We start from the raw sequence: 11,853 nt of genomic DNA on the forward strand, positions 1-11,853 counted from the left end.
GGCCTTGACTTTATTGCTTAACGCAATCGACGAAGTAATCGCGCTTGCCGTTGACTTCGCGCTTCACGAGGCCGTGAACGTCGGTCTCGAAGCCGGGGAAACGTTCATTGAAATCGCGTGCGAAGCGCAGATAATCCACGATGGTCTTGTTGAAACGCTCGCCGGGAATCAGCAGCGGAATGCCCGGCGGGTATGGCGTCAGCAGGATGGACGTGATGCGGCCTTCGAGGTCGTCGATCGCCACGCGCTCGATCTCGCGGTGCGCCATCTTGGCAAATGCTTCGGAAGGCTTCATTGCCGGAATCATGTCCGACAGATACATCTCAGTCGTCAGGCGCGCCACGTCGTAGGCCTTGTAGAAGTCGTGGATCGACTGGCACAGGTCGCGCAGGCCCATCTTCTCGTAGCGCGGGTTCGCAGCCGCGAACTCCGGCAGGATGCGCCACATCGGCATGTTCTTGTCGTAGTCGTCCTTGAACTGCTGCAGGGCGGTCAGCAGGGTGTTCCAGCGGCCCTTGGTAATGCCGATGGTGAACATGATGAAGAAGGAGTACAGGCCGCACTTCTCCACGATCACGCCGTGTTCCGCCAGGTACTTGGTGACGATGGAGGCCGGGATGCCGGATTCTGCAAACTGGCCGTCCAGCGACAGGCCGGGGTTGACGATGGTGGCCTTGATCGGGTCCAGCATGTTGAAGCCCGGCGCCAGCTTGCCGAAGCCGTGCCAGTCGTCTTCCGCGCGGATGATCCAGTCCTCGCGCGTGCCGATGCCTTCCTCGGCGAAGTGTTCAGGGCCCCAGACCTTGAACCACCAGTCCTTGCCCCATTCCTCGTCGATCTTCTTCATGGCGCGGCGGAAGTCGAGCGCTTCGAGGATCGATTCTTCCACCAGCGCGGTGCCGCCCGGCGCTTCCATCATGGCCGCGGCCACGTCGCAGGAAGCGATGATGGAGTACTGCGGCGAGGTGGAGGTGTGCATCAGGTAGGCCTCGTTGAAGGCGTCCTTGTCCAGTTTCACCGATTCCGACTCGCGCACCAGCACCTGCGAAGCCTGCGACAGGCCCGCCAGCAGCTTGTGCGTGGACTGGGTGGAGAAGATCAGCGATTCCTTGGCGCGCGGACGGTCCTTGCCGATGGCGTGCATGTCCTTGTAGAAGTCGTGGAAGGTGGCGTGCGGCAGCCAGGCTTCGTCGAAGTGCAGGGTGTCGATTTTCCCGTCCAGCATTTCGCGCAGCACTTCCACGTTGTACACCACGCCGTCGTAGGTGGACTGGGTGATGGTGAGGATGCGCGGCTTCTTGTTCGCGGCGTCGCGCGCAAAGGGATTGTTGGCGATCTTGCGCTCGATGCTCTCCATGGTGAACTCTTCGAGCGGAATCGGGCCGATGATGCCGAGGTGGTTACGGGTCGGCATCAGGAACACGGGAATCGCGCCGCACATGATGATGGAGTGCAGGATGGACTTGTGGCAGTTGCGGTCCACCACCACGATATCGCCCGGCGCCACGGTCGAGTGCCACACCATCTTGTTGGAGGTGGAGGTGCCGTTGGTGACGAAGTAGCAGTGGTCCGCGTTGTAGATGCGGGCCGCATTGCGCTCGGATGCGGCCACGGGGCCGGTGTGGTCCAGCAGCTGGCCCAGTTCCTCCACCGCGTTGCAGACGTCCGCGCGCAGCATGTTCTCGCCGAAGAACTGGTGGAACATCTGGCCGATAGGGGACTTCAGGAAGGCCACGCCGCCGGAGTGGCCGGGGCAGTGCCAGGAATAGGAGCCGTCGTTTGCGTAGTGCACCAGCGCGCGGAAGAAGGGCGGCGACAGGCCGTCCAGATAGGACTTAGCTTCACGGATGATGTGGCGCGCCACGAATTCGGGCGTGTCCTCGAACATGTGGATGAAGCCGTGCAGCTCGCGCAGGATATCGTTGGGGATATGGCGCGAGGTGCGGGTTTCGCCGTACAGGTAGATGGGAATGTCCGCGTTCTTGTAGCGGATTTCCTCGACGAAGGCGCGCAGCGATTTCAGCGCATGGTCCGTTTCCTCGACCGAGCCGCCGCCGAACTCCTCGTCGTCGATGGAGAGCACGAAGGCCGAGGCGCGGGATTGTTGCTGGGCAAATTGGGACAGGTCGCCGTAGCTGGTCACGCCCAGCACTTCCATGCCTTCCTTTTCCATGGCCGCGGCCAGGGCGCGAATGCCCAGCCCCGAAGTGTTCTCAGAGCGGAAATCCTCGTCGATGATGACGATAGGGAAGCGAAATTTCATCGTTATCTCCGGGCGCAAGCGGCGCCGCCATAAAAAAAGAGAGCGGATTTTCGCAGAAAATGCGGCTATCCGGTAAAAAAAAATCCGAGGCAGAGGAAGAAAGTCTAAAGCTTCAGCGGGCCACGCGTCGCAAGGTAACGAAGGCATAGGGCAGGCCAGCCTCCGACACATGGGATTCGCGCGCCGTTTCCTGCCATTCGCCCGCGGGCAGCTCGGGGAAGAAAGCATCGCACTCGAAGCTCTTCGCGATCTCCGTGCGGATGACGGTATCGGCCAGCGGGAGCGCCTGCCGGTACACCTGGGCGCCGCCGATGATGAAGGCCTCCGCGCCGCCCTGCACCAGCGCGCGCGCCGCCTCCAGCGAAGGAACCGCCTCCACGCCCTCGGCGCGCCAGTCCGCATTGCGGGTCACGACGATATTGCGCCGGTTCGGCAGCGGACGCCCGATCGACTCATAGGTCTTGCGGCCCATGATGATGGGGTGGCCGGAGGTGGTGCGCTTGAAATGCGCCAGGTCTTCCGGCAGGCGCCAGGGCAGGGTGTTGTCGATGCCGATGCCGCCTTTGGCGTCGGTCGCGACGATGATCGTCAGTTGTGTCATTCTTGCAATGGGATGGGTGCGCGAGCGCCCAATTATATATAAACTGGCATCTCCGCCTTGAAGGAGGATCGCCATGAGGGTTTACCTGTACGTCCTGAACACGCTCGCCGACTGGGAAATCGGCTATCTGACGGCTGAACTGCACAGCAAGCGCTTCTTCAGGAACCCCAAGGGCGACTTCCAACTGATGAAACTCGGCCTCTCGCGCACGCCTGTCGAGAGCATGGGCGGCATGCACATCACGCCGGACGTGGGCCTCGACGATATCCGCATGGAGAAGGACGATATGCTCATCCTGCCCGGCGCCGATACCTGGACCACCGGCAACGACGTGATCCTGCAGTTCGCGCGCGACCGGCTGGAGCAGGGCTTCCGCGTCGCGGCCATCTGCGGCGCCACCCTGGGCCTCGGCCGCGTGGGCGCGCTCGATTCGATCGGCCACACCAGCAACGATTTGGACTTCCTCAAGGCCAGCTGTCCCGCCTACAAGGGCGAGGCGCAGTACCGCAAGGAGCCGGCCGTCCGCGACCGCAACCTGGTGACGGCGACCGGCCTGGCCCCGCTGGAGTTCTCCTACGAGGTGCTGGGCATGCTGGACGTGTTCAGGCGCGAAACGCTGGAAGCGTGGTACATGCTGCACAAGACGCGCGAGGCGCAGCACTACCACGCGCTTGTCGCATCCATGCAGGCTTGAAGGCCGGAGACTAATCACGGATAATGTGCGCCCATGAACGATACTACGACGCCCCCACAACTGCCCGACCGCCTGTCGGTCGATCCGAGCAGCCCCCATCACGTGCCCGCTGTGTTCCAGCATGAAGTGGGCATCAAGTTCAACGACAAGGAACGCTACGACGTCGAGGAATACTGCATCAGCGAAGGCTGGATCAAGGTCCCCGCCGGCAAGGTGCTCGACCGCAAGGGCCGCCCCATGCTCATCAAGCTGAAGGGCAAGGTCGAAGCCTTCTACAAGTAAGTCCCCTCGCGGCCGCTGCCAAGCGGCCGTTCCTTTTCCCGCCCCGCGCCGCCCGGCGCAACGCCCTTCACACCCCATTCCAGAGCCCGAACGGCAGCCTGCCGTGTGCTTGCTATCGTCTTGAAATTCGCGAAATTTGCGGCAGATCTAATAAATCTGTTGTTTGTGACAAAGAGAGAGAATGTAGCGGGGATTTTTCGTCTATTGTCCTTCCGTTGTGAAGTATTGCGTAGTGGCAATACATCATGCAAGTCATTAACGAGATTGGAGACAACAGGATGGAAAATCATCCGCTGCACCGCATGTCCTCGCCCGCGACCCTCGCGCTGGCGGACGGAACCGTATTTCACGGCCATGCCATCGGCGCGCAGGGCAGCACCTGCGGCGAGGTGGTGTTCAACACCTCCATGAGCGGCTACCAGGAGATGCTGAGCGACCCGAGCTACTCCCGGCAGCTCATCACGCTGACCTATCCCCACATCGGCAATACCGGCGTCAATCACGAGGACGGCGAGTCCACGCGCATTCATGCCGCAGGGTTGATCGTGAAGGACGTGGCCATGCTACCCTCGAACTTCCGCGCCCGCCAGACCTTGCAGGACTGGCTGCGCAGCCAGGGCATTGTGGCCATCGCGGGCATCGACACCCGCAAGCTGACGCGCATCCTGCGCGAGGGCGGGGCGCAGAACGGCGCCATCGTCACCGGCGGTTCGGATGAGGAAGCCATTGCGCTGGCGCGCCGCTTCCCCGGCCTGTCCGGCATGGACCTGGCGCGCACCGTCAGCACTGCGGAAGCCTATGAGTGGAAAGAGACCGAGTGGCGCCTGGGCCAGGGCTACGGCCAGCGCGGCGAGGGCGCTTTCCACGTGGCGGCCTTCGACTTCGGCGTGAAGCACAACATCCTGCGCATGCTGGCCGAACGCGGCTGCCGCGTCACGGTGCTGCCAGCGCAGGCCGGCGCCGCGGCGGCCCGCGCGCTCAATCCGGACGGCATCTTCCTCTCCAACGGTCCCGGCGATCCAGGCCCCTGCGACTACGCCATTGATGCGGCACGTGAGCTGATCGATGCGGGCATTCCCACCTTCGGCATCTGCCTGGGCCACCAGATCATGGCCCTCGCTTCCGGCGCCCGCACGGTGAAGATGAAGTTCGGCCACCACGGCGCCAACCACCCGGTGCAGGACCTGAGCGACGGCAGTGTGCTCATTACCTCCCAGAACCACGGCTTTGCGGTGGACGCCGAAACGCTGCCGTCCAACTGCCGCGCCACCCATGTGTCGCTGTTCGACGGCTCGCTGCAGGGCTTCATGCGCACCGACCGGCCCGCGTTCTGCTTCCAGGGCCACCCCGAAGCTTCGCCCGGTCCCCACGACCTCGCGCCCCTGTTCGACCGTTTCGTCGCCATGATGAAGGACCGCCGCCATGCCTAAGCGCACAGACATTCAACGCATCCTGCTGATCGGCGCGGGCCCCATCGTGATCGGCCAGGCCTGCGAATTCGACTACTCCGGCGCCCAGGCCTGCAAGGCCCTGCGCGAGGAAGGCTACGAGGTAGTGCTGGTCAACAGCAACCCGGCCACCATCATGACCGATCCGGACATGGCCGACGCCACCTATATCGAGCCGGTGACCTGGGAAGTGGTGGCGCGCATCATCGAGAAGGAACGGCCGCAGGCCGTGCTGCCCACCATGGGCGGGCAGACGGCGCTCAACTGCGCGCTGGACCTGTATCGCCACGGCGTGCTGGAACGCTTCGGCGTGGAGCTGATCGGAGCCAGCCCGGAGGCCATCGACAAGGCGGAAGACCGGGCCAAGTTCAAGACCGCCATGAGCGAGATCGGCTTGCAGTCAGCCCGATCGGGCATCGCGCACAGCCTGGCCGAGGCCTGGGCTGCCCAGGAAACGCTGGGCTTCCCCGTCATTATCCGGCCGTCCTTCACCATGGGCGGCAGCGGCGGCGGCATCGCCCGCAACGCGGACGAATTCCATACGATCTGCTCGCGCGGCCTGGAACTCTCGCCCACCCATGAACTGCTGATCGAGGAATCGCTGCTGGGCTGGAAAGAATACGAGATGGAGGTGGTGCGCGACCGCGCGGACAACAGCATCATCGTCTGCTCGATCGAGAACCTGGATCCCATGGGCGTGCACACGGGCGACTCCATCACCGTGGCGCCAGCGCAGACGCTCACCGACAAGGAATACCAGATCATGCGCAACGCGGCCATCGCAGTGCTGCGCAAGATCGGCGTGGATACGGGCGGTTCGAACGTGCAGTTCGCCGTCAACCCTGCCGATGGCCGCATGATCGTGATCGAGATGAACCCGCGCGTATCGCGTTCGTCCGCGCTGGCCTCCAAGGCGACCGGCTTCCCCATTGCGCGCGTGGCCGCCAAGCTGGCCGTGGGCTACACGCTGGACGAGCTGCGCAACGAGATCACCGGCGGCGCGGCCCCGGCTTCGTTCGAGCCATCCATCGACTACGTGGTCACCAAGGTGCCGCGCTTCGCCTTCGAGAAGTTCGCTGGCGCCGACGCGCGCCTGACAACGCAGATGAAATCCGTGGGCGAGGCCATGGCCATGGGACGCACCTTCCAGGAGTCTCTGCAGAAAGCGCTGCGCGGGCTGGACGTGGGCATGGACGGCTTTACCCGCCTGGGCACAGGCCGCGCGGTGCTGGAGCAGGAACTGGCGGTCGCCGGTCCGCAGCGCATCTGGTACGTGGGCGAGGCCTTCGCCCAGGGCATGAGCCTGGAGGAGGTGCACAGCCTGACCTGCATCGACCCCTGGTTCCTGGTGCAGATCCGCGACATCGTGCAGGTGGAGCAGTGGGTGGCCGCGCAGAAGCTGGCCGGTATCGGACGCGCGGAGATGTACCGCCTGAAGCAGCAGGGCTTCGCCGACCGGCGCCTTGCTGACCTGCTGAACGTGGACGAGGCGGCCGTGCGGGCGCGCCGCCATGAACTTGGCGTGCTGCCCGTCTACAAGCGCGTGGATACCTGCGCGGCGGAATTCGCCACCCGCACCGCCTACATGTACTCCACCTATGACGAAGAGTGCGAGTCGCAGCCCACGTCGCGCCGCAAGATCATGGTGCTGGGCGGAGGCCCGAACCGCATCGGGCAGGGCATCGAGTTCGACTACTGCTGCGTGCACGCCGCGCTGGCCATGCGGGAGGACGGCTACGAGACCATTATGGTCAACTGCAATCCCGAGACAGTGTCCACCGACTACGATACGTCCGACCGGCTCTACTTCGAGTCCGTGACGCTGGAGGACGTGCTGGAGATCGTGGCGCTGGAGCAGCCCGAAGGCGTGATCGTGCAGTATGGCGGCCAGACGCCGCTGAAACTGGCCCTGGCGCTGGAGGCAAACGGCGTGCCGATCATCGGCACCTCGCCGGACATGATCGATGCGGCGGAAGACCGCGAGCGCTTCCAGAAGCTGCTGGGTGAACTCGATCTGCGCCAGCCGCCCAACCGCACTGCGCGCACCGAGGCCGAGGCGCTGCGCCAGGCGGAGGAGGTGGGCTATCCGCTGGTGGTGCGGCCTTCCTATGTGCTGGGCGGACGGGCCATGGAGATCGTCAGCCAGCGCTCGGACCTGGAGCGCTACATGCGGGAAGCCGTCAAGGTCTCGCACGATTCTCCCGTGCTGCTGGACCGTTTCCTCTCCGACGCCATTGAAGTGGACGTGGACTGCGTATCCGACGGCAAGGCGGTGGTGATCGGCGGCGTCATGGAGCACGTCGAACAGGCGGGCATCCACTCAGGCGACTCGGCCTGCTCGCTGCCGCCGTATTCGCTGTCCGACGCCACGGTAGCCGAAATCAAGCGGCAGACGGTGCGGCTCGCGCGCGGCCTGAATGTGGTCGGCCTGATGAACGTGCAGTTCGCCGTGCAGAGCCAGAAGACGGATGGCCGCGTGCGCGACGTGATCTACGTGCTGGAAGTGAACCCGCGCGCCTCGCGTACCGTGCCCTTCGTGTCCAAGGCCTGCGGGCGCCAGCTGGCGAAGATCGCCGCGCGCTGCATGGCGGGCCGCACGCTGGCCGAGCAGGGCATCGAAGGCGAAGTGGTGCCGCCTTACTTCAGCGTGAAGGAGGCGGTGCTGCCGTTTGCCAAGTTCCCGGGCGTGGACCTGGCCCTGGGCCCCGAGATGAAGTCCACCGGCGAGGTGATGGGCGTGGGCGCCACGTTCGGCGAAGCCTTCTACAAGGCGCAGCTGGGCGCGGGCGTCCGCCTGCCGCACAAGGGCCGCGTATTCCTGCGGCTGCGCATCGCGGACCAGGGGCGCGCCATTGCGCTGGCAAAGGGACTGCAGGCCGCCGGCTTCGAGCTGTACGCAGGCAAGCTCACGGCTGTCGTTCTGACGTCGGCCGATGTCTCGGTCACCTCCATTGGCGAGGACGACGTGGCCGCCATGGCAGCGCGAGGCGAATTCGCCATGGCGGTGGTCACGGTGGACGACAAGCGCAGCGCGGTGACAGCCACACAGGCATTGCGCGTTGCCCTGGCGGGCGGCGGTTCGGTGCTGTTTACCACGCTGGCCGCGGCCGAGGCGGCATTCGACGCCCTGGCGCATGCGGGCCGGCTTTCGCTGCGGTCCTTGCAGGAGCTGCACGCAGGGGCAGCCGGGCAGCACGAGGCGGCCCAGGCGCTGCTGACCGCGGCCCGCATGCCGCCGGCGCCGGCCGGCATCGAATTGCCGGAGCGGCGCCGCGCGCCGCGCGATGGCAGGGATGGCAGCGAAGCGCTCCGGCTCTTCATCCGCCAGCCCTTCACGGAGTCCGACCGCGAACAGCAGCGCATGATCGCCGAGATCCTGCAGGTGATCGAGAGCGCGGACGGACATCCCTACCGTTTCGACTATCTCACCGGCAGGCAGGCCGAAAGCGCCGACACCTTCCGCCAGAGCTTCGAGCGCGAACAAGGGCAGCCTTTCACGCCACCGCTGTTCCGGCAGCACCGGCTGCAGCTGCTCGACCAGGCCGACGTGATGATCAACATCCGCGTGGGCATGAGTGAAAGCAGCGCCTTCGAACTGAGCTACCACATCTTCAAGGGCCGCTGCACGCCGGTGCTCTTCCTCGTGTGGCGCGGAGCCCCCATCAAGACCACCCTGCTGCGCGAACTCGGCGACATGTGCGATGTGACCTACATCGAGTTCGACCACGTGGAACAGCTGCGTGGTCCGCTGCACCAATTCTTTGCAAAGAAGGCCCTGGCATAAGGGCCAACCGTTTCAAATACTGAAGGAGTACAAAATGTTCGACAATATCAGGATCAGGACTCTCGTGCTAGGGGTCATCGCTACGCTGACGGTGCTCATGCTGGGAATCGGCGGCATGGGCATGTACAGCTCATCGAATTCGGTCCGGCTGCTCAAGCAGATCACCCTGGCCGATGAACGCAACGGCAATGAGCGCGACGCCATCCGCCTGGCGATGGAAACCAACCGCAGCCAGGTACTGCAGGCGCTGCAGCACAATCCCACCCTGGAATGGTCCAAGATGCACGACCACCCGCTCACCAACCACTACAAGCTGATCGATGCCGCCTCGGAGGAAGTGGCGGCGCGCTGGAAACGCTACCTCGAAGGCATCAGCACGAGCGACGAGCGGGCGCTGGCCGAGGAGTGGTACAGCAAGAGCGATGGACTCGGCCTGGCGCACATCAAGGCCGCTTCCGACGCAATCAAGGCGGAGCAGTGGGATGATGCCCAGCAGGTGCTGATCAAGAAGATCAATCCGAGCTATCGCGTGGGCGACGGCGCGCTCAAGGCGCTGAGCGAGCTGGCCGAACGCCGCGCGGAGGAGCATGCGGCGGAGGTGGATGCGTCGCTCGAACGCTTCCGCTACCTGACCATTGCGGCCGTGGCGAGCGGCATTGTGCTCAGCGTCCTCGCTGGCCTGGTGCTCGTGCGCAGCATCTCGCGTCCGCTTTCGCAGGCAATGGAACTGGCGGAGCACGTGGCGGCGGGTAATCTGAGCGGCCATATTCCAAGCCATTACGGCAACGAGATCGGCACCTTGCTGACGGCGCTGGACAGGATGCGCCAGAACCTCTCCGGCATCGTCGCTGAAGTAAGGGCGAGCACCGATACCATTTCCAGCGCCTCGGGCCAGATCGCGGCGGGCAATTCAGACCTCTCGCACCGCACCGGCGAACAGGCCGGCTCGCTGGAGGAAACGGCATCGGCGATGGAGGAGCTGACGGGAACGGTGAGGGAGAACTCGGACCGGGCGCACCAGGCGAACATGCTGGCGCAGTCGGCATCGGCCGTGGCGGTGAAGGGCGGCGTCGTGGTCTCGCAGGTGGTCGATACCATGGGTTCGATCAACGATTCCTCCAAGCGCATCGTGGACATCATCGGCGTGATCGACGGTATCGCTTTCCAGACCAACATCCTGGCGCTGAATGCGGCGGTCGAAGCGGCGCGCGCGGGCGAGCAGGGGCGCGGCTTTGCGGTCGTGGCTTCCGAAGTGCGCAATCTGGCCCAGCGCTCCGCCAGCGCGGCGAAGGAGATCAAGGAGCTGATCGACGATTCCGTGAACAAGGTGGACAGCGGCGCGCGCCTGGTGGACCAGGCAGGCGAAACGATGCGCGAAATCGTCACGAGCATCGAGCGCGTCACCGGCATCATGAGCGAGATCACCCACGCCAGCCAGGAGCAGACCAGCGGGCTGGATCAGATCCACGAGGCCATCATGCAGATGGACGGGCTGACCCAGCAGAACGTGGCCCTGGTGGAGGAGGCCGCGGCGGCCGCCGATTCCCTGCACGCGCAGGCGGACAAGCTGTCGAAGGTGGTGAGCGTGTTCACGCTGGACGAAGCCGCGGCGAAACCGAAGGCCGTGGTGACGCCGATGGCGCGCAAGCCCGCACCTTCACGCCAGTTGAGCAAGACCTCCGCTGTGGCGAGGGTGAAACCGGCCGCCAGGGCGACGCGCGCCGTGGCCAATGGCTCGGATTCGGACTGGGAAGAGTTCTAAGGAGCGCCTGCGCTACACGGCCATCGGGGCCGTGAGCGGCGGGTGGTGCTGGTAGCCTTCCAGCACAAAGTCGGAAGGCTCGATCTTCTCCAGCCATTCGGGCTCGTATTTGCCCGTTTGCGCAAAGGAGGGCACGCGCCCGGAGATCACCAGCTGCGGCAGGGGCAGCGGCTCGCGCCTGAGCTGCTCCTGCACCATCTCCATATGATTCTCGTAGATGTGCGCATCGCCGATGAAGTAGCTGAACCAGCGGGGCGTGTAGCCGGTCAGGCGTGCCACCAGCGCAAGCAGGGCTGCGCCTTCGGCGATGTTGAAAGGCGTGCCCAGGCCGATGTCGTTGCTGCGCACATAGAGGCAGAGCGAGAGCTCCTTCGTCGTCGCGTTCGGAATGAACTGATAGAGCAGATGGCAGGCGGGCAGCGCCACCTGGTCCAGCACCGCCGGGTTCCAGCCATGGAAGAGAATGCGGCGGCTGGAGGGATTGTTCACGATCGTGTCCAGGCACTCGCGCAGCTGGTCGATGGCCTTGTACAGCAGTACCTTCTTCACGCCGTTCTCTTCGAGCGGCGCCACCTGGCGGAAGCCGTTGCGCAGCGCGTCCGCGATCTTCGCGCCTTCGGCTGCATCCAGCACCTTGTAGCCCGGCCACTGGCGCCACTGCACGCCGTACACGGGACCCAGGTCGTCCAGGCCTTCGCGGTAGGGATTGGCCAGCCACTGCGCATTCTCGTTTGCGTTCTGGTCCCACACCTTGCAGCCAAGGGCGCGGAAATCCGCCGCGCTGCGCGAGGCGCGAAGGAAGGCGCACAGTTCGCCCACCACGGACTTGAACGCCAGCTTCTTGGTGGTCACGGCGGGGAAGCCGTCGCGCAGGTCGAAGCGCATCATGGCGCCGGGAACGCTCAGGGTGCGGATGCCCGTGCGGTTATCCTGCCAGCTGCCCTGTTCGAGCACGGTCTTGATCAATTCCTGGTATTGCTGCATTCGGTTCTCCGCTTGAATTCTGGATTGTAGCGCAG

The 11,853-nt window shown here is 64.6% G+C and carries 8 protein-coding genes; 5 read left to right on the plus strand and 3 right to left on the minus strand.

What is annotated here, in order from left to right; genetic code table 11:
• Positions 1-10: 10 nt before the first annotated feature.
• Entirely contained in the window at positions 11-2,263 is a 2,253-nt protein-coding gene (locus LSQ66_RS08240) for an arginine/lysine/ornithine decarboxylase (RefSeq protein WP_231769308.1), read from the minus strand.
• Between the two features lie 112 nt (positions 2,264-2,375).
• The gene (locus LSQ66_RS08245; protein ID WP_231769309.1) at positions 2,376-2,864 is read right to left on the minus strand and encodes a dihydrofolate reductase; all 489 of its coding nucleotides are present in this window, start codon (positions 2,862-2,864) and stop codon (positions 2,376-2,378) included.
• Positions 2,865-2,937: 73 nt separating this feature from the next.
• On the opposite strand from LSQ66_RS08245, the gene LSQ66_RS08250 reads away from it, so the two are divergent.
• The 5 genes from LSQ66_RS08250 to LSQ66_RS24695 all read left to right on the plus strand — a co-directional run bounded on the left by LSQ66_RS08250 (position 2,938) and on the right by LSQ66_RS24695 (position 10,834).
• On the plus strand, positions 2,938-3,558 hold the full coding sequence (locus tag LSQ66_RS08250; RefSeq protein ID WP_231769310.1) for a type 1 glutamine amidotransferase family protein: 621 nt from the start codon (positions 2,938-2,940) through the stop codon (positions 3,556-3,558).
• A gap of 33 nt (positions 3,559-3,591) precedes the next feature.
• On the plus strand, positions 3,592-3,840 hold the full coding sequence (locus LSQ66_RS08255) for a DUF3297 family protein (protein ID WP_231769311.1): 249 nt from the start codon (positions 3,592-3,594) through the stop codon (positions 3,838-3,840).
• Positions 3,841-4,118: 278 nt separating this feature from the next.
• Complete coding sequence (gene carA, locus LSQ66_RS08260; protein ID WP_231769312.1) at positions 4,119-5,270, plus strand: glutamine-hydrolyzing carbamoyl-phosphate synthase small subunit; 1,152 nt, start codon at positions 4,119-4,121, stop codon at positions 5,268-5,270.
• A complete protein-coding gene (gene carB, locus LSQ66_RS08265; RefSeq protein WP_307730248.1) occupies positions 5,263-9,072 on the plus strand; it encodes a carbamoyl-phosphate synthase large subunit in 3,810 nt (1,269 codons plus the stop codon). The genes carA and carB overlap by 8 nt, the downstream gene beginning before the upstream one ends.
• 34 nt (positions 9,073-9,106) lie before the next feature.
• Entirely contained in the window at positions 9,107-10,834 is a 1,728-nt protein-coding gene (locus LSQ66_RS24695; RefSeq protein WP_269449157.1) for a methyl-accepting chemotaxis protein, read from the plus strand.
• Between the two features lie 12 nt (positions 10,835-10,846).
• Here LSQ66_RS24695 and LSQ66_RS08280 read toward each other — a convergent pair whose 3' ends face one another.
• Positions 10,847-11,818, minus strand: coding sequence for a thymidylate synthase (locus LSQ66_RS08280; RefSeq protein WP_231769313.1), 972 nt, complete (start codon positions 11,816-11,818; stop codon positions 10,847-10,849).
• Positions 11,819-11,853: the final 35 nt, after the last annotated feature.

Source organism: Massilia endophytica (genome assembly GCF_021165955.1).
In the GTDB taxonomy this organism is placed as follows: domain Bacteria; phylum Pseudomonadota; class Gammaproteobacteria; order Burkholderiales; family Burkholderiaceae_D; genus Rugamonas; species Rugamonas endophytica.

Bases quoted from the DNA above. Each gene is read 5' to 3' on its own strand.
- LSQ66_RS08240 (WP_231769308.1), bottom strand. From the start codon at position 2,263: ATGAAATTTCGCTTCCCTATCGTCATCATCGACGAGGATTTCCGCTCT.
- LSQ66_RS08245 (WP_231769309.1), bottom strand. From the start codon at position 2,864: ATGACACAACTGACGATCATCGTCGCGACCGACGCCAAAGGCGGCATC.
- LSQ66_RS08250 (WP_231769310.1), top strand. From the start codon at position 2,938: ATGAGGGTTTACCTGTACGTCCTGAACACGCTCGCCGACTGGGAAATC.
- LSQ66_RS08255 (WP_231769311.1), top strand. From the start codon at position 3,592: ATGAACGATACTACGACGCCCCCACAACTGCCCGACCGCCTGTCGGTC.
- carA (WP_231769312.1), top strand. From the start codon at position 4,119: ATGGAAAATCATCCGCTGCACCGCATGTCCTCGCCCGCGACCCTCGCG.
- carB (WP_307730248.1), top strand. From the start codon at position 5,263: ATGCCTAAGCGCACAGACATTCAACGCATCCTGCTGATCGGCGCGGGC.
- LSQ66_RS24695 (WP_269449157.1), top strand. From the start codon at position 9,107: ATGTTCGACAATATCAGGATCAGGACTCTCGTGCTAGGGGTCATCGCT.
- LSQ66_RS08280 (WP_231769313.1), bottom strand. From the start codon at position 11,818: ATGCAGCAATACCAGGAATTGATCAAGACCGTGCTCGAACAGGGCAGC.